Raw genomic sequence first — 19,740 nt, forward strand, 5'->3', positions numbered from 1 at the left:
AGCGCACAGTGCTAATATCGTAAAATCACCATCTCTCATACTAATAACTGAAGAGCTCCACGCCTTATACTCAAAAAAAACGCTATTACCTCACATCACTAATTAATAAGTGAGTGTCGTAAAGCGTTTTTTATTTATCAAACTATAACCTTGTTGTCAGCAATTTCGAAGATACTCGTTTGCGATCAAAGTAATCGCGACTCATACTTCTCCAATCCCTTCATTTCTAAACAGCTTCAGTTATTTTTACATTAATCGTTGGGCGAGTTGTTCCAACTTAACTCCACGTAATTCGCCCCATTCTTTAAGTCGTCCATATGTTATTACAGGAACTTTACGTAATTTAGAAAGATTTTTAGCGTTAACCATTACAGCAATCATCTTCATTTGCTCTTTCCATGTTTCAACCCATTCAATGGTTTCTTCCACATCATGTTCTTTTAAGTAAGCTAAAATTACACCCGCAATTCCAACTGCTTCAGCGCCTAATGCTAAACATTTAATTGCATCTAACGGATGACGCACACCCCCTGAAGCAAAGTAAGGCATATTTACATAGTTGGGTGATTGGATTGCAATTAAAGATTGGGCTGTTGTTTGACCCCAGTCATTGAAGTAATCCCACTTGCCATCACGACGACGAGCATTTTCAATACGTGCAAAATCAGTGCCGCCTTTTCCAGCTAAATCAATAATGTCGACGTTGATATCACGCAAACGCATAATTGTTTTACGTGCTAACCCAAAACCTACTTCTTTGACAATAATCGGGACATCCACTTGCTCTTTAATTGCTGCAATATTATCAAGCCAATGATCGAACTCACGTGATCCTTCTTTCATCACTAATTCTTGTGCCACATTCACATGGATTTGTAATGCATCTGCTTGTAAAATATCAACGGCTTTTTGAGCCTGCTCGGGTGTTAAATCAGCACTAATATTAGCAAACAGTACACCATTCGGATGTTTTTCACGCACAATCGAATACGTTGATGCTAGTTCTGGCTCACGAATCGCTGCATGCATTGAGCCCACAGCCATCATTAAACCTGTTGCTGCTGCTACTTCAGCAAGTTGGCCATTTAATTTTCCCGTATGTGGGCTACCACCAGTCATCGCATTGATATATAACGGTATTTCAAATTCTAAGCCAGCGACTTCCCCTGATAAATCAACGTCTGCTAGGTTAAGCATTGGTACCGCGTCATTGATTAATTCCAATTCATCAAACTGCGATGTCGTTTTTGTTTGATGCTGAGCAACCGCAAAATAAACGTGTTCGTCTTTACGGCGTTGACGTTCTATATTTGCATCCATTTTAATTCCCCCTAATCCTTATCAGATAACTTCAGCTTCGCTAACGCCTCTGCTAATGGGTTATTGAAAGGTTCATCCTCTTGTTTTTGTGCTTTCATATATTTTGCCACGTCTCCTTTTGAGACACGACTTTTTTTATTTTTGTCCATTCTTTTATTCATTGCTTCTTGGCTTTCACGATGACCACATACACATGAATACACAGCAGTAGATCCTTTACCACGCAATTGCAATTTTTTCTTACATTCTGGGCAACGTGCATTAGTTGTGCGGACAACGTTTTTCTTAGTATTACATTCTGGATCCTGACAGACTAACATTTTACCATTTTTCGTTTTAATATCCAACATGAATTTACCACAAGTCGGGCATTTGGTTGCTGTCAAATTATCATGTTTATATTTCTTTTCACTCTTTTTAATATCAGTAATAACTTGTTGCGTATAATCTTTCATTTCTTGAATGAATTGTGATTTCGCATATTTCCCTTTTTCAATGCGAGCTAACTTATCTTCCCAATCAGCTGTTAAATCTGGTGTTTTTAATTTTTCTGGTGCTAAATCAAGCAATTGACGTCCTTTAGCTGTTGCACGTAAGCCACCATTAACTTGTTCTACAACGTTTAACGCATATAGCTTTTCAATAATATCAGCACGCGTAGCAACCGTACCAATTCCACCCGTTTCTTTCAACGTTTTTGCCATTTTTGAATCTTCAATTTGGAAGATAGTCGTTGGGTTTTCCATCGCTTTTAACAAAGTTCCTTCATTAAGATAAGCAGGTGGTGAAGTGTGACCTTCTGATTGTGCTAGTTTATAAGTTGTATAACGTTCACCTTGCTTAAATGCCAAAGCTTTTGTAACCGTATTTTCTTCATACAATGCTTTAAAACCCAATTGTGTGACGATTTTATGTTTTGCTGTGAATCTTTCATCCTTAATTGTTGCTTCAATCGTTTGCTCTGTATAAACAGTTACCGGCATTAAAACACTAACAAATTTTTCCACAACTAAATTATAAATAGCAAGTTCACGTGCACCTAATTTCAAATAGTTAGGCGCTTCTTCTGTCGGGATAATGGCATGATGATCCGATACTTTAGCGTTATTTACAAACCCACTGTTTGCCTTAATTGGTTGACGTAACACCGTTTTGATTTGCTCACCAAATTTCGATTTCCGAGCTGCTGTTAAACGTTCTTTTAAGGTTGGTACCACATCTTCCGAAATAAAACGCGAATCTGTCCGTGGATAAGTTAACACCTTGTGTGTTTCATAGAGTGTTTGCATAATTTTCAACGTTTCTTTAGCGGAATACTTAAAACGCTTATAAGCATCTTGTTGTAACGTTGTTAAATCATAGAGTGCCCCAGGAAATTGTTTTTTCTCACTATTTTTAACCGCCGTAATTGTGACTGGCTGGCCTTTAAGTTTTTGGGCAATTTCTTTAACTATTTCAGGGTTTTTGACACTTGATTGTTTGTTTGCATTTAACCATTTGAATGTCGTGCCTTCAATCGCTAAATCAAGACCATAAAAAGGCGTTGATTTGAAACTTTGAATTTGCGTTTGGCGATGCGCAATCATTGCCAACGTTGGTGTTTGTACGCGGCCACATGAAAGTTGGGCATCATATTTTTTAGTTAACGCACGTGTTGCATTAATTCCAACTAACCAATCGGCTTCAGAACGTGCCAATGCGGCTTGATAAAGCGGCTCAAATTCCTTAGCATTACGCAACGTATTAAAGCCTTGCTTGATTGCTTGATTCGTAACTGATGAAATCCATAAGCGTTTCAACGTTTTATTTTTAAGCTTACATTTATCTAAAATTAAACGAGCAACGAGCTCTCCTTCACGCCCCGAATCAGTCGCAATAATAATTTCATTAATATCATCGCGTTCAATTAAACGTTTAACTGCATTAAACTGCGCACTTGTTTGTTTGATAACGACTGTTTTCATCTGAGGTGGGATAATTGGTAATACGTTTAAATCCCATTCCTTATATTTATTATCATATTGTTCTGGTTGTGCATTTGTCACTAAATGGCCTAATGCCCATGTCACAACATATTTTGGCCCATCAATATAATTACGATTAGTTTGAGTTGAACCCATTACACGTGCAATATCGCGTGCAACAGACGGCTTTTCAGCCAATACTAATGATTTCATAATTTTCACACCCGCTTCAGTTTTATGTTTCAGCCTTTTTTCAAGCCAAAGTCTTCCCCTATTTTATCATATCCACAGCTATTTCACACGAAAGTCTCGGTTAACAAATGTATTAATACTAAGTATTTCTCAATAGACATGCAAAAAAAATCAATCCCACGATTATACTCTTTACCGTGAGATTGACCCTGTTATTGATATTAACTTCAACGTTTTGATTCACTATTAGCAATTGTTAGTTGTCGAAAAGCAAATACAATTAGTACTAACCCTATTACAAATGTAATTGGTGTACGACTTTCTTCCCCAGTATGCGGCAAGGCTGTTTTTTCTACCTTCGCAACATTATCTACTGTACCTGGATTGGCACTTGATTCTGTGCTCACAGCTATGTTGGAATCTGTACTTGTATCAGTACTCGGTTCGGTACTTGGTTCGGTACTTGGTTCTGTACTCGGCTCTGTATTTGGTTCGGTACTTGGATTGGTACTCGGTTCGGTACTTGGTTCGGTACTCGGCTCTGTACTTGGCTCGGTACTCGGTTCTGTACTCGGTTCGGTACTTGGTTCGGTACTCGGTTCGGTACTTGGTTCAGTACTTGGTTCGGTACTTGGTTCGGTACTTGGTTCGGTACTCGGTTCGGTACTTGGTTCGGTACTTGGTTCGGTACTCGGTTCGGTACTTGGTTCGGTACTTGGTTCGGTACTTGGTTCGGTACTTGGTTCTGTACTCGGATCGGTACTTGGTTCTGTACTCGGATCGGTACTCGGTTCTGTACTTGGTTCGGTACTTGGTTCGGTACTCGGATCGGTACTTGGTTCGGTACTCGGTTCTGTACTTGGTTCTGTACTTGGTTCTGTACTTGGTTCTGTACTCGGTTCTGTACTTGGTTCGGTACTTGGTTCGGTACTTGGTTCTGTACTCGGATCGGTACCTCCGCCACCTTCAGCACCGTATTTTTCTGAGTAAGATAGGATATTATGCGACTCTTCTATGTCCGAACCGTCTACTTTAGCAAATATCTCTGCATTATTAGTGTATTGTGATTTAGATAAATCAGTTTTTGTTTTATATGTAATGTAAATTCGTTCATCGGTATCTCTCAATGGAATTTTAAAAGTCTTAGCACCAGTCCATTCAACCTTAACATCTTCATCTATCGTTGCTTCAGCTGTACTTGGACCATAAACGACACGAACTGTATCACTATTTTTCGATCCTAAAAAAGTCAAACCATCGCCTAATGTATCAATTAGATACCCATCGTTTAAAACTTTCTTTTGTTCAAACGTATTAATGTATATCTGCCATGTAAGTGTATCTTTAGGATTTTGATTGCCTAAGTATCTCCCACTTTTCGTGAGCCATGCACCCGATCCAGATCCCACATCTGGTTTGTTAATAATTATATCTTTATTAACTAAACCATTTTTAATAGTAGCTGTTCCAAAAACAACACCTTCAGCTGTTTTTAATGCAACATTTTCCATTTCAATATTATCATATCTAATTTCTGATGGGATTGTAAAAACTGCTTTATCCCCAGCAACAATGTTTGAGCCTTTTGGAATTGCAAATTCGTACGAAAGCACAAATTTTTTATCACTTTTTATTTCAGTTAAGATTTCACCATTTTTAGCCGTTGTATCCGATTTGAAATTAACATCCGTTACGATACTGTCAGTGATGTTTTTTGCACTCACACTATAATTTGGATAACTAAAAGCAAATAGTACAATCCCTATCAAAACAAATATCCTTAGCTTAAACATTCAAATTCTTCCTTTTTGGTACTATCTTAAGTTTAATTTAATAGTATCTAAAAAGATATTGAAACGTTTACTTTTTTTAATATTTATTAACTAACATTTTGATGGTTGTCTATGTGATTTTCTGTATATAGTCTATACTTAAGGTGCATGTCAAAAAATTAATGAAATTCATTGAGGTGAGTAGAATTACAAATATAATCCATCAACAATATCAAAAGAGAACTAAACAATTTTTATTGCTAACACTTATGATTACAATTATTACAACCTTAATAAGTTACTTTATAACTCCAAATCTATCCGAATTAAATCAAAACTTAGATCGAGTTTCAAATGATGCAGCTGGTTTATCTAAAGTATTTGTATACGTCGTCAATAACGGACTACATGTGCCTTTACAAATGTTCTTTTTATCATTGATACCGATACCATTCTTATACCTCTGCAATCTAATACTAACAGCCATAATACCTGGTATTCTGTTTGGTATCATGCTACATTTAAGCTTTGCTGAAAGTCTTCCGATTTTTGTTGCTAGCTTACCTCACTCCATTACAGAAATGCTTGCATATTGTATTTTAGCAGCCTTACTCTATGATATTAATAAAGTTATTCGATTAAAAGTTAAAAAATGCTTTAAAAAAACAACCGAAACTAGTTATTTCTTTAAAATATTTTTACAACTAGTTAAGGAATTCTTGATTATCGTTCTTCCTTTAATTATTCTCGCAGCTTTTTTAGAAACTTATTTTGCTGATTACATATACAGTCTCTTCAAATAGTCATATCTGCCATTACCCTCTACTGATATTTTATGTTGGTGACATCATGTCATCAGCTTTTTTTATAAAAAAAGGATTGTAGACATTAGCCTACAATCCAAATGGTTGTTAATTTTTTCAATTACACTTTTTGGCCTAAAGTCCAAATCTCCCCTAAAGAGGATGTTTTTTTTATAGCGGATCTACCGTAATCTTTTTAGTCTGTAACAAAACGATAGAAGCATCACTATTACGATTGACTAACCTATTCTATAACACCGATTTTATTATAACGATTTTAAAAACGTCTATTTTACTTGAGCTATCGTCATTTCAATACTATCGTTTTTAACTTTAGACTTTCTTTAAAGCTGTCATTGCTTGATTTAAACCCTTGTTAGCTTTGTTAACTTGTGCTTGTGTTGCTTTAGCATTGTTTAAGGTTTTTGTTGATGCTGTACGAACCTTAGCAAAACTGTTGAATGAAGCTTTTGTATAACCATTAGATGTTAATTTGTTAGCATTTGTTACCGTTGCTTTAAGTGCTGAGAAATCAACCTTTACTTCTTTCTTCAAATTCTTAGTAGCGTTATCTAATGTTTTAACTGAATTATCAATTTGAGCTTGAGTGATTAATGCTCGTGAGTTGTTTTGTGCTTCTGCTCGTACAAGTAAATCTTTTGATGCGTTACGTGCATTGTTAAATGTTGTCCATGTAGCGTTTGTGTAACCATCGTTTTTAATTGCATTTGCTTTATTCACTGCTGTTTTGAAAACTGATAATTGTAAGGGTAAAGATGGTGCAGGAATATCTACCTTAACTAAGTTTTTAACTGCTGTGTTTAAAGATTTCGAAGCATTGTCAATGTTTACTTGCGTTGTAATACCTTGTAATTTATAACCTGCATAAACGTTTCTACTAGGTTTAATAGTTTGAGTTGAACCTTTCTCATATAAAGCATCATTGGTGAAAACAACCTCATCTTTATCAGAAGCCTTTTCTTTAAGAATACCATTCATAGTAACAAGTACTTTTTCAATTGGTTGAGGTATTTGACCCGAAATATTTACTTTTACACGGTGAATAGCTGTTTTACCATCATCAAAATTGATGTCTGTTGTTCCAGATTTTGCAAAACGCTTAACATAGTTTTCACCATCTGGTTTTTCTGCAAACAATGTCACTTCTTTACCATCATCACTTTGGAAGTAAGCATAAATTGTAAGACCTACACCTTGAACCTTAACTGCTGTAGCTTTATTCGTGTGCTTGTTAACATCTGCTCGTGAAATTGAGATTGAACGTTCAACCATTGCTAATGCCTTGTTGAGACTGTACTTGTATTCGCACTAAATACCTCTACTGCACTTGCTACCTGTGGTGCTACAATCATTACCGATGTTGCTCCTGCTAAAATGGCTTTCGTTAATTTCTTATTCATAATTGTGCTATTCTCCTTCGTAATTTTTTTAAAAGAAGGTATTAATTCTATAATATAATTATATCTCTTAGTTATAATTATGTTGAATTGTTTCCAATCACATTTATTTTAAAGTATCTTATTTGCGATTTAAGCCGTTTTCTATTGAAAGCTTACTGTGCTACTTTATCTTTATGGCTTAAATTAAATCATAAAAAAACAACGGATCTCCTTTACTTTTTTATAGTTTTTAAAAGAGGGTTTTATCATTTTAAAATGGGCACTTCGAGAAATAATGGAATGTCACTCAATTTCCCATGAATCTTTCCGTCCCATATTGCCTCTTTAAACAAATGAATTTGCAAAAATTTCAACAAAGATCCATCGTATACTACTCTCTTACTCTCTTAAATTCTCTAAGATATTAGCATTTCACTAATTTCAGAAATCGTATTCTTTTGTGTTTCAATAATTAATCATATACAGAAAAAGGCTCTATAATTTATAGTGTTGGTGACGAAATATGTCGCTAACACTATTTTTACGCAAAAAAATAGAAACATATATAAATTTCCTTTAAAATAAAGTCGCTGAACCAATCCAAAGGAGGAATTATATATATCTCATACAACTCATTCTATCGCATTTTCTACAGGAATTAAAGATAAAAATATAAAATTTCCTGAAAATTGGTGTTCTCGTCAAAAAGTGAAAGGTATTGAGAGTATTTGTTATTTCGGAACGCTCACTTATAACCCAGGGCGCTGCTCTAATTGTGGCAAAACTTCTGCAAATTTTAACATCATCAAATACGGTGTTAAGACGTCGCGTATCACCTTAAATAGAACCGATAATCATCAGACGTTTCTCTTCTTAAAAAAACAGCGCTATTTCTGTAAACACTGTCAAACCACATTTTCAGCACAGACTAACTTAGTCAAAGAACACTGTTTCATTTCAAAAAATGTGATTCAAAGTATTCTCGTGGAAGGACAATCCATCCTTTCTGAAAAAGATATTGCTAAACGCTTCCGCGTTTCAACTACCACAGTATCTCGAGCATTGCACCAGTTGCAAGAACAGTTTAGACCTTCTTATCAGTCATTACCACAACATCTTTCAATGGATGAGTTCAAATCTGTGAAAAGTGCAGACAGTCAAATGAGTGTTATTTTTAGTGATTCAACAACCCATAAAATCATTGATATTTTACCCTCTCGCCGTTTAACTGTTCTTAAAAATTACTTCTCATCTTATTCTAGAACTGCCAGAAACGCAGTTTAAACAGTGGTTGTCGATATGAATGCCCCTTATTATGTCCTGGTTAAAGAGTTATTCCCGAAAGCAAAATTAATTGTTGATCGCTTCCACTTATCACAACTGATTGTTCGCTCTCTGTCTCAAACTCGTATCCAACTCATGAATCGATTTAAAACAGCTTGTCCAGAAAATCAGAAAACATATCGTAAACTCAAGCGTTATTGGAAACTTGTACTTAAGAAAGAAACTGAACTAAGCGATACGTCGTATCGCTACACGCCTTTGTTCAAATGTATGATGACCTCTCGCGGTATTATTGATTATCTGACTAACATTGATGAGTCATTCAAGGCGATCTATCGTCTTGTACAGCAACTGACAGTTGCCTTTGATCATCGTAATTTTGAAGCATACAACACCCTTATTCACCAAAAACATAGCAGCGTGTCTCACTATTTGAAAAAGAGCCTAGGGACGTTACGCAAATATTCACACGCAATCAATAATAGTTTCATCTATCGTTATTCAAACGGACACTAAGGATGAAAAGTACTCACTTTCTGATGAAACTTCCGTCCTATACTACTCTCGTACACTCATAACTTCGTTACGATATTAGCAATAACAAAAGGCTCTATAATTTATGGTGTTGGTGAGTTTTCACTGATGCCTATTTTTCCGCAAAAAAATAGCGACATTTTCAAAATCCCTGTAAAATTAAGTCATCACAACAAATTTATAAGGGGGATTCGAAAATGTCAGCTATCACTTCTAATAATATCGCAAATTCCTCTGGAATTACAGATAAAAATATTTCTTTTTCAAAAACGTGGTGTGAAAAACAAGTAATTAAGGGATTTTCCAGCATTTGTTACTATGGAACGCTCACTTATACACCTAGCAGGTGTTCAAATTGTGGTTTTACTAGTGAGACAGTCAAAATTATTAAATATGGCACGAAATTATCCCGCATTACGCTTACTAAATCAGCGAATCTGCCTACCTATTTATTTTTGAAGAAACAACGCTTCTATTGTGAAGGTTGCCATACTACTTTCACCGCATCATCTTCACTAGTAAAAAGAAACTGCTTTATTTCAAAACGTGTGATACAAGCAATTTCGTCTGAAGGTCAATTTATTTCTTCTGAGAAGGATATTGCTTATAGACACAGTGTTTCTCCGACAACTGTCAATCGTGCAATACATCAATGGTCACACCAATTCAAACCCAGTTATGGGAGCCTCCCGGCTCACCTTTCAATGGATGAATTCAAATCAGTAAAAAGTGCAGACAGCCAAATGAGCTTTATTTTCACGGATGCGAGAAAACATGAAATTATGGATATCTTTCCTACTCGAAGATTGCATCATTTGAGGGATTATTTTCTTAATTATTCCTACGAAGCGAGAGATTCTGTAAAAACTGTCGTGGTAGATATGAATGCGCCTTATACCTCGCTAATTAGAGACGTTTTTCCAAAGGCAATCGTGATTATTGATCGTTTTCATTTGGTTCAATTGGTGATGCGCTCGCTTAATCAAACACGTATCAAGCTCATGAATCGCTATAACACTTCACGTCCAGAAGATAAAAAGGTTTATCGTAAGCTCAAATCTTATTGGAAATTATTACTTAAAAACAAAACAGAATTGAGTGATTCAGACTACCGCTACCAACGGTTATTTAAGGGACCTAAAAGTTCGATGGGGATTATCGATTATATTATGACACTTGATGTTGAATTTAAAGCAACCTATCAAGTAGCGCAAAACCTACTCGTTGCAGTGCAGCACAAAAATATTTCAGCGTATCAAACACTTGTTTTGAGTGAAAATAAATTGATTTCTCCACAAATGAAACGCAGTTTAAGAACATTGAAAAAATATTTACCTGAAATAGCGAATAGCTTTAAATACAATGATTCTAATGGTCATTTGGAAGGTATCAACAATAAAATTAAAATGATTAAACGTATTTCTTTTGGTTACCGTAATTTCACAAATTTTCGCAACCGAATTTTACTTGGCTTCAATAATAAACGTGTAGCGTCATGACGTTTGTGAGGGGGACTCTAGCGGGAACAGTGGCGTCTGAATACCCCACAGCGAAGCGAGGAGGATGAAGAGTCACCCGCAGAAAGCTTCCCTCACGTTAGGAATGACTAAAAATAAACAGCTACCAAAAAAAAGGTAGCTGCCTAAGTGACATATTTTGCTTAATTTTGAATAACAACACTATTTGACATAGAGCCACAATTCTTTTCTCTTAATCACTTTTCACAATGAGTATTAGGTAAAATCAAATCTTCTAACTTATATTTGATAGCTATTATGTTTATTCAAATAAATATGTTGAAACCACAAATGAAATATTTCTTTTTTTCGATTCTAGTACATTAATTTTTCTATTAAACACTTCGAATATAACTCTATCAGAATCAACGTTACATTCAGATTCCCTATAAAAACCAATTCTTTTACGAACATTGTAATTACTTGATGTTATTGATAAATTCAAATCAAATGTACCTTTAACCAAATCAAGTAATTCAAAATCAATCTCAGCACTGTATGAAATGCTATTGTCAAACTCATCTACTTCATAGCTTGTCGAAACAGTTGATAATTCACCACTACTTCTTTGAATAATTTGAATTTCACATTCAAAATTATTATTACTTAGTTCTTTTTCAAACAAAATACTACCTTCTATTATTATTGCAGTATCTGAATTTTTTCCGAACTTTCTTAACGATACTTTATCAATTACATTATAGAAAAAGTTTGTATTCGCCAATGTTCCTTTTTCTTGATAATTATTACTATTTAAGAGAAAGCTTTCTTCAATCGGGTTTTCCTCATACATTTCTTTTTTTGACACAGTTAAACTAGTTAATTCTACTCTATTCGGGTTCGATTGCTCCGTTCCAAAAATAGTATCATTTACATAGATATCTGTTGATTTACCCACTTTGCCTCTTAAATCAACCACTATATTTCTAGAACTGTTAACTTTAATTTCTTGATTTGAAACTAGTTTTTCTTGTACTCCAAAGTAATTTTTCAATTCTTCTACCAACATTACCTCATGCATAGTTCCTGAATGATATACTTGTACAGTTTCAGTATCTTTCATCCCCGAGTCATGTAGAATAATCATTGCCTTCAATAAGTTATTCAAGTCTGCTTTTTCATTTAAGATAATTACTTTGTCGCAAGAAGCATACTCCTTAGCAACATAGTCGTTGGATAAATAGTAAATATTTGAATTCAGATTATACTCTGCCTTTACTTTTAAATACTGAATATACTCAGTATAGACTACCATTGGCGATCTGCTAATAATCTCCTCATTGTGAAGAATATCATTATCCTTATTAAATACATTAATAAATGAAACCGGGAAAAAGTCACTAATCCAATTCCAAGTCTCTATAGAATCCGTAAAAAAGATATCTTTAGAAATTTCATTGGCAATTTCTAACATCGCTTTAATTGATGTTGGTTTATCAAAATACTCAATTTCTTGAGATTCATCTACAAAAAACTTTCCACTAATCAAATCGTTAGTGTCATTATTTATCTTTTCAAATCTCCAGATATTTTTATCTTTTGTAAAGAAAAAAACATGTTTTTCTTTACCGATTGATGTACTGAATCGGACAATTTTATTATCTGCATAGACTATTTTATCTATCGAATTCTGCTTTCTATTATAAAGAGCTACAGAATATTCTTCGCTAGATAATTCTTCAGTGTATATTTGAAAGTCTTCAGTCAATACATACTCTAATCTAGAGTCGGAAATATTTGCAATGTTTTTTTCAACTTGTTGAATATAACTATAGATGCTCATTTTATCTGTACCGACCAATCGGTTGCGAGTGATCGTCGATAGTGATTGATATTTATTCAAAGTTGCCCCATTCAATATGAGAACTTCTGGTTTAATTCCTAAAATTGATTCCAAATACTCTAATTTTTTTTCTGTAACATCTTCTACGTCTCTATAAATAAGAAACATTTCAACACTCCTATCTAAACCTCTTTATATACCGTTTCACTTAGTATGCGTGATGAGGATTTTCCGTCCGTATAATCAAAGTTCTTTGATTTGAATTCCAAAACTTTTTCATAATCATATGTTTCTTTTTCTAGTGCCTCTATAAGGTCATCAATTGCATCCACAATTTTACCGGGAACAAAAGAATCGTATTCTTCATAAAAACCACGACCATTAATATATAGATTTTTATCAAATGCATAAAAAATCATTGGAATTTCAAGAATAGAAGCCTCGTAAATAGTAGATGAATAATCGGTTATCAATATTGACGAGACACAAAGCAAATCATTTATTTCCCTGTAATCTGTCATATTAATGATGACATCCTGATATTCGTTCGGTACTGTAAAACTATTTTTAACTAAAAAATGAGATTTAATTAAAAATATTGCGTCGTTACTTCTGCAATATTTTGCGATTTTTCGTAAATCTAATTTATGGAACGGGAAATAAGCACTTCTTGGACCACCACCTCTAAAAGTGGGGCCATATAAAATAACTTTTTTAGCATTTTTTATTTGCGGATAAAGGTTATATACTTTTTCCTTTGTCTCCGTTATATACTTATCCGAGAAAAAAGAATCTGTTTTAGGAATGCCTGTAGCTAAAACACTTTCATTCGGAATCGCAAACGCCTCTGCATAGAAGCCAGCAACATGTTGCGAACTTACAAAAGATAAATCATATATTTTATGATTCTCACCAGCTAGTAAAGGAGCCGATGGTTTTCCTAATCTACTGTAGCCAAAAGTTTTAAATGCCCCATTTGCATGCCATAACTGTACCAATTTAATATCTTTCTTTTCATTTATAGGTAATTCATTAATCATTGGCTGGTAATCTTCTATAAAAATATAATCTGACGTCGCAGCATGGAAAGGAATCGCAATTTTATCTTTAAGAGAGCTTCTTTCCCATATGTTTTTTTTGAATGCCATTCTAATCGATCCTTTAAATCCATCAGCAACTAATTGATTATATACATACTCTAAATTCCCACCTATTTGCTCTCTAGAAGCAGATGTAAAGAACACCTTTTTCTTACGCTTAAAACGTTTTAACACATAAAAAAATTGGAACAGTGCCAGATACATTTTTTTATTTCTTGATTTATTCAAACCTTTTTTTATCTTAGATTTAACTGCTAATGCAACAGTATTTTTATTTGCTGTTAGTTCGGCTGTGAAATGATTTTTTTTAGCATCTTTTATTTTAATATTTTTATCTTTTGAATCAATCTCTAATGGTGCAATTATTTTCACTATTCTTGAGCTTGTTTTTGCAAATAGTTCCCAGTTACCTTCGGGTATCACCTCACCATTATAAAGTGTGTAAAGATTAAAACTAGCTCTTATGCTTCCCTCTTTCTCAGTTAGTGAGGTGGTAGGAAGTTCGATTGCAATGTCTTTACATTTCAAAAAAACTTGTTCAATAGTATCAACATATTTTGTTTGCATAATTTCTACTGCAAAAATCATTCTCGTTACATAAATATTTTTTATATACATTTTTTCATCCATTAAATACATCCTTCTCATTTAAAGTCATAGAATTCCATTATATTTAAAACTAACTCGTATTATTGTTGTTGTTTTATATCTCCCCCTGCCTTGAGTAACTTAAAATTAACTTTATTTTTCTAATTCTACGTTATTCATTTGAAAAAAAGCATTAATAATTAATGCTTTAACAAATAGTCACTATTTTTTTCAGTTAAAAGAGTTTAGAAAAATTTCATTATCCTTTTCAACAACATATCTTATATACTATCAATATGTAACAAGCATTGTCAACAATAAAAAACATTCATGTTATAACAGATATAACATGAATGTTTTTTATAAATATTTTCATAGTAATCATGTTTTTCTAAAATTTTTTTCATTTACTATTTCTAATTTAGGTTAATATTCATATAAGAGACGATTGTTCTAAATACACAATCGTCTACTTCATTTCTTTTAATCTAGTTCACGTAAGGCCTGTTCTAAACTTTTATCCCAATAAGACCATGTATGATTCTCGCCTATGCCAAGTGAAAAACGATAATCCAGTGATCGACTTTGCGCAAATGCCTCTAATTTACGATTGTAAGCGTAGAGAAAATCGAGATCCCCACAGTATTGTCTTACGACTAATTGGGGATTTACTTTTTCAGTTTGACAATAAGCGTGTTCAAGATCATTTATACTTAGGGGGATGTTTTCAGGTTTGCCAAAAAGACGTGTGAATTCAGTATTACGCCCATTATCATTTTTCCACAATTCATCTAAATACATTGCCCCCGAAAAACTAACCACTGTTGCAAATTTCTCAGCTTGATTTAATCCCCATTTCAACGCACCAAAACCACCCATAGATAAGCCCATGACATGTGTACGTTCAGCAGGAATCTTTCTGTTTAAGAAATAGGCTACTTGTGCTGGTAGTTCTTCAGAAAGATAGCTATAGTAGTTAGCACCCTCACCGATATCATGATAAAAACTACGCCCCACTTCTGGCATCACCACAACAATCGGTTTCCCCATGATATAGCGTGCGACAGATGAATTGTTTAACCACGCATTACTGTCATCAGACAAACCATGTAGTAAATACACTAACTGCAGGTCATCATCTGTTGCTTGTTCTGGAAATAACACGTTAACATTGGTTGCCATACCAAGTTTATGAGAATAAAAATTTAATTTTAAAAGCGCCATCTACTAACTCTCCTTTTCCAGCGATTCGCCTGTAATAAGGCTTGTATATACTTTTTTATGTGCGGCATCTTCATTTTGAATGATTGCTACAATCTGTTTAGCCGCTTCAATACCCCAATGGTATTTCGAGTAACCAATCGTCGTCAGTCGTGGTGTTAAAAACGAAGCAATTTCAATGTTATCAAAACCGACCATTTTAATATCTCGACCAATTAACAAATCAGTTTTAGCAAATACCTTATACATGCCGACTGCCATTTCATCATTAAAAGAAAAAACAGTAATAGGATAACGACTATTTTCACTTAAAATTTGTCGCGCTGCTCGTTGACCAGATTTGCGTGAAAAGTCGCCATCAATCCAATTAACCTCACATTTATTTTCACTTGCCCAACGCTTCGCTGTCTTATAACGCGATTGGCTATCATAAGAAGCTTCTGGTCCAGTCACAATATAAAGAGGTAACTCATCATATTGACCTAACTGCGTTAAAGCGGCATTAGTGCCGCCCTCATTATCCAATAAAACTGTGCCGATGCGAGGGTGAACAATATCACGATCCATGGTAACGATATTATTATCAAGATCCGCCAGCCTTAAAATTTCATCATCATCAAAAGCAGCATCTAATATAATCGCCCCATCAATTAATTTTTCAGGAATAAATCGGTGCGATTGTTCACCACTACAAACGATCATTTCGTAGTTTTCTTTTTGCAATTGCAACTTAATGCCATGCAAAAGCTCACCATAAAAAGCCCCGCTATAATCTGCTAAAAACACACCGATAATGTTGGATTGATTTCGTTTGAGCGTACGTGCAGCATTGTTAGGCACATAGTGTAACTCATCTGCTGCTTTGATGATGATTGCGCGTGTCGCTTCCGAAACTTTATGACTATTGTTCAAAGCATAAGAAACCGTCGATATTGAATAACCGGTTTTCTTTGCAATGTCTTTGATCCCTACCATACTTTGTTCACCTTACCTCTCACTGCGAAATCACAAGTGTGATGTGATTATCATCTTCTTTAAGTATACTATCTATCATACTTTTTTCTAGCGTTATCCCTGAATTTCGATAAATTCCGGTTGTTGCCTTTGTCACAATTTCAGAATCGTTCACTACTAGGCTCGTCTGATCGCCTGCTTCAATACTAATATGAACAGGTCGATTTGCAAGTGTTTGTGTCACTTTTAGTGGCAATTCCTTTAAATCAAGAACAGGATCAAACACATAGGATGTGGCAGTTTCACGCAAACCAACACATTGACTGATCAATTGATGCAGATAAATACCTGGTCCACTTGAGTAGACACGCCAGCCGCCAGCAACTGCAATATCACCTGTACGTAGTTTGTCGAAGTTTTCAGCTGCATCATAGCGGTTGATAAATTGCGCATCAGAGCTGCTAAAATACGCATTTCTTTGACGTGGCAATGCTGACGCTACTGTTTCATGAACCACAACTGGATTAATACGTAACAACTCAGTGACAGCTGTGGTTTCACCCATTGCAACCAATGCTTCAACATAACGAATATGGGCATGGAGATAAGCTAACCCTACTTCTCGTCCGAAATTAGCCGCTTGCTCTGCTCGCTTAAAGTATTGTGAAATACCATCTTGGTATTGTGCTGGGTGATTCATGAGACGTACACCGTCTTCAAAATGCAATTCTTTTTTAATAAGTGCCAATTGTTTTTCTGCTTGTTCCTTGCTCACAAGTCCTGCAATAATACTACGCGTGAGCGGTATCAAACGATAAGAAATATTTGTCTTCGTATCTGTCGGATGGATAAGTGGGGTCACATGGCCTGTTTCTTCAAATTCAAGAAAGCCAGGAATGACATCATCTGTCGCTAAACAGTATTTTTCAAAGTCAGCTTTGATTCCAGCAGCTAATGCGCTAACTTTTTTATTGTCTGGTAATACTTCAGCTAATGTTTTAAATACTTGGTATGTTAATGTGACTGTCCAAGATGAAACAAGTCGCTCTTTGATTGCAACACTTGCGGGTTGTAACGTATCATCCCAATCCCCATTACCGTAATTAGATAAGAAGGTTCCTGGCATAAAATGTGACTCAATGGTTGCAATGGCTTTATCCATATGCGCTCGTAATGTATCACCTGTTGTTTGTTTAAATGTATGATTATCCGTATAAGGTAAAACTTCATCTAAAAAGGCAATATCTCCTGTTTGTTGTAAATAATCACCAATAATTTTCAAAGGCCATACTATAATATCGCCATGGCTTTCTTCTTGTTGAATTTCGCGGTAATCATCAAACATAAACCATTGTGGCCAATCACCCGTTTGTTCATATTGATGTGAGTACAATTCGCGCAGAATACTCTTCATGGCTTCTTTATTATTGAACGTACGGAAAAATTCAAAAGGACCTTGGCAAACATCACGTGTTCCCCAAGCAGCGCCACTGTATTGTTCTAAACCATGCGGTGACGCATAGTGTACAAGCATATTGTGTGTGTACCAGAAAGTTGTAAGATTTAATGTTGTCGCTAACGCTGTTGGTGCTTCAAACGCTAAGTCATTCACTAAACCTTTATAATAAGCAGTTATCTTCGCTTGTTCTTCTACAAATGTACCTGCTTGAGGCAAGCCCTCGCGATCACCAGTCTGCAGAGTCAATACAAACTCTGTTTGTGGCGTTGTTTCGAGCACTGTTAAATCAGCTTCTGCTGCCATTCCTTCCACAAAATAGTCACTGTTCATTTTCGTTTTGATTTGAGAACCATCAAATAGTAACGCATATCGAGGCAAACCCTTCACATTAAATAGAATAGCATTAGTTTCTTCTACACTATCAACAGCGCAATTTTCTTCATGCTCATTCGCACCAAACGAATGATTGGTTGTTATCACAAATGAATAAGATAACTTATTTTCAGATGTAATGGTTAAACGAATTTCCTTACTTTCACTGGTTACTTCGTTTGTAACAACTAGTACGTCATTGTCTAATTGATAGAACCAGCGCGTATAGTTTGCACCCATTTCAAATAACGTTGGCATTGTTAATAATTGTAAACCCGTTGTTGTTTTCAAATAAATACGCTGACCACTATTACGTAAAATATTTAAAGGATTACGTGAATGTGTGAGCCACTTATTTAAATTGGTATTACCTTGAACCACCTGTGAGTTAAATACACCCGTCATCCAAGAAGTTGTCGCTAATGTGTGTTGCGGTTTTAAAACATCGACTTTATCTAGGAGGACGTGCCCGTGCTGACGAGCAACCAATAATTCTTTTTGGAGCGTTACAACATGGCTATGCTCAGCTGTAAAGAAAGATAAATAGGCTTCATCACTATTTCGTTCAGGTGTTACAATTGTTTCATATCGACTATCAATCTTTTCGTTACTCCATGATTTACCTGCTAAATGAGTGATTGGCATCTTAAATCCTGCTGTTTTTGTTTGAGCTACTTCACCCTTTATTAACTCTCTATAAGTTGTTTTTAAAAGATCAGCATCGATGGTTTCACTTGCGTGTTGACCTATATCTTTTTTATACCATACATAAAAAGTAGCATTCACAGCTTCATTTGGTTTAAACGTTTCTGTCTGCAACCATAATTGTGACATTTCATATTGGTAGATACGACTTGCTAATTTGGGTTGTTTTAACCCCGAAAGTTCGCCTGTTTGTTTATATGACAAACCATATACATCAAACCCATCCGTTGCATATGCAACGGTAGGTTGAAAACTGCCGACTTCAATTTGTGGGAAGGCACCATTTTGAGCCTGATTTTGTTTGGCTAATAAACGGTAACCACTTTCTGCTTCTACTGCACGGATATCGATGTATTGTGATGTATAAGCTTCATTACTACGCAATGCCCCTTCTTCAGCTAAACCTAAATCTTGCGAAAAGACTAAATCCGCTGTTTGTGAAAGACCTGCAATTGCTACATCATAAAAATAGCCATGTTCATGCAAACTCAATCGCACAGTATAAGGTTGATTATCTATTCTACCAGTATATGTAACTGCTTTTGACTCAATCGCGATTTCACAAGTGTGAGTCAACAAAGGGACATAGCTGATTGTTTCATCATTATACTGACGTAAATAAATTTGTTGTAATGGTTCATCAAAAGGATGTAATACAACTTGATTAAGCAAAATATTATCTGCTTGAATGGCCTGAATGCCACCATTGTCGTACAGATAGACATTCATGTTCGCCGCTTTTAAGTGATTCGCTGCTTTTTTGTATGTCAAT

General features: G+C 35.0%; 14 protein-coding genes. 4 read left to right on the top strand and 10 right to left on the bottom strand.

The features are described from left to right. Nucleotides 1-246 precede the first annotated feature (246 nt). The 3 genes from fni to V6S17_RS09525 all read right to left on the bottom strand — a co-directional run bounded on the left by fni (nt 247) and on the right by V6S17_RS09525 (nt 5,269). On the bottom strand, nt 247-1,320 hold the full coding sequence (gene fni, locus V6S17_RS09515) for a type 2 isopentenyl-diphosphate Delta-isomerase (protein ID WP_036027633.1): 1,074 nt from the start codon (nt 1,318-1,320) through the stop codon (nt 247-249). Between the two features lie 11 nt (nt 1,321-1,331). Beyond that, on the bottom strand, nt 1,332-3,497 hold the full coding sequence (locus V6S17_RS09520; protein WP_036027634.1) for a DNA topoisomerase III: 2,166 nt from the start codon (nt 3,495-3,497) through the stop codon (nt 1,332-1,334). 206 nt (nt 3,498-3,703) lie between these two features. Next, nucleotides 3,704-5,269: a hypothetical protein gene (locus V6S17_RS09525; protein WP_338515670.1), complete on the bottom strand. Its 1,566-nt coding sequence runs from the start codon at nt 5,267-5,269 to the stop codon at nt 3,704-3,706. A 161-nt stretch (nt 5,270-5,430) separates the two neighbouring features. Between V6S17_RS09525 and V6S17_RS09530 the strand changes: the two genes are divergently transcribed. Beyond that, nucleotides 5,431-6,051: a stage II sporulation protein M gene (locus V6S17_RS09530; RefSeq protein ID WP_051536014.1), complete on the top strand. Its 621-nt coding sequence runs from the start codon at nt 5,431-5,433 to the stop codon at nt 6,049-6,051. A 333-nt stretch (nt 6,052-6,384) separates the two neighbouring features. Here the strand turns inward: V6S17_RS09530 and V6S17_RS09535 are convergent, their stop codons facing one another. Next, entirely contained in the window at nt 6,385-7,344 is a 960-nt protein-coding gene (locus V6S17_RS09535; protein WP_029092413.1) for an FIVAR domain-containing protein, read from the bottom strand. Between the two features lie 2 nt (nt 7,345-7,346). Continuing rightward, on the bottom strand, nt 7,347-7,472 hold the full coding sequence (locus V6S17_RS09540) for a hypothetical protein (RefSeq protein WP_280512627.1): 126 nt from the start codon (nt 7,470-7,472) through the stop codon (nt 7,347-7,349). 687 nt (nt 7,473-8,159) lie between these two features. Here V6S17_RS09540 and V6S17_RS09545 point away from each other — a divergent pair. From V6S17_RS09545 to V6S17_RS09555, 3 genes are all read left to right on the top strand, one after another. Then, the gene (locus V6S17_RS09545; RefSeq protein ID WP_051457470.1) at nt 8,160-8,735 is read left to right on the top strand and encodes a transposase family protein; all 576 of its coding nucleotides are present in this window, start codon (nt 8,160-8,162) and stop codon (nt 8,733-8,735) included. A gap of 15 nt (nt 8,736-8,750) precedes the next feature. Then, complete coding sequence (locus tag V6S17_RS09550) at nt 8,751-9,251, top strand: ISL3 family transposase (RefSeq protein WP_051536015.1); 501 nt, start codon at nt 8,751-8,753, stop codon at nt 9,249-9,251. Between the two features lie 215 nt (nt 9,252-9,466). Next, nucleotides 9,467-10,768: an ISL3 family transposase gene (locus V6S17_RS09555; RefSeq protein ID WP_338515672.1), complete on the top strand. Its 1,302-nt coding sequence runs from the start codon at nt 9,467-9,469 to the stop codon at nt 10,766-10,768. A gap of 280 nt (nt 10,769-11,048) precedes the next feature. Here the strand turns inward: V6S17_RS09555 and V6S17_RS09560 are convergent, their stop codons facing one another. From V6S17_RS09560 to V6S17_RS09580, 5 genes are all read right to left on the bottom strand, one after another. Next, nucleotides 11,049-12,737 carry a hypothetical protein gene (locus V6S17_RS09560; RefSeq protein ID WP_029091848.1) on the bottom strand — a complete coding sequence of 563 codons (1,689 nt, stop codon included), beginning with the start codon at nt 12,735-12,737 and terminating at the stop codon, nt 11,049-11,051. A 14-nt stretch (nt 12,738-12,751) separates the two neighbouring features. Continuing rightward, nucleotides 12,752-14,299 carry a CDP-glycerol glycerophosphotransferase family protein gene (locus V6S17_RS09565; protein ID WP_051535993.1) on the bottom strand — a complete coding sequence of 516 codons (1,548 nt, stop codon included), beginning with the start codon at nt 14,297-14,299 and terminating at the stop codon, nt 12,752-12,754. Nucleotides 14,300-14,740: 441 nt separating this feature from the next. Then, nucleotides 14,741-15,481, bottom strand: a complete 741-nt coding sequence (locus V6S17_RS09570; protein WP_029091846.1) for an alpha/beta hydrolase — start codon at nt 15,479-15,481, stop codon at nt 14,741-14,743. Between the two features lie 3 nt (nt 15,482-15,484). Next, on the bottom strand, nt 15,485-16,453 hold the full coding sequence (locus V6S17_RS09575) for a LacI family DNA-binding transcriptional regulator (protein WP_029091845.1): 969 nt from the start codon (nt 16,451-16,453) through the stop codon (nt 15,485-15,487). A gap of 19 nt (nt 16,454-16,472) precedes the next feature. Beyond that, complete coding sequence (locus V6S17_RS09580; RefSeq protein ID WP_051535992.1) at nt 16,473-19,739, bottom strand: GH36-type glycosyl hydrolase domain-containing protein; 3,267 nt, start codon at nt 19,737-19,739, stop codon at nt 16,473-16,475. Between the last annotated feature and the right edge of the window lies 1 nt (nt 19,740).

The sequence above is a fragment of the Brochothrix thermosphacta DSM 20171 = FSL F6-1036 genome (assembly GCF_036884295.1).
Classification (GTDB): domain Bacteria; phylum Bacillota; class Bacilli; order Lactobacillales; family Listeriaceae; genus Brochothrix; species Brochothrix thermosphacta.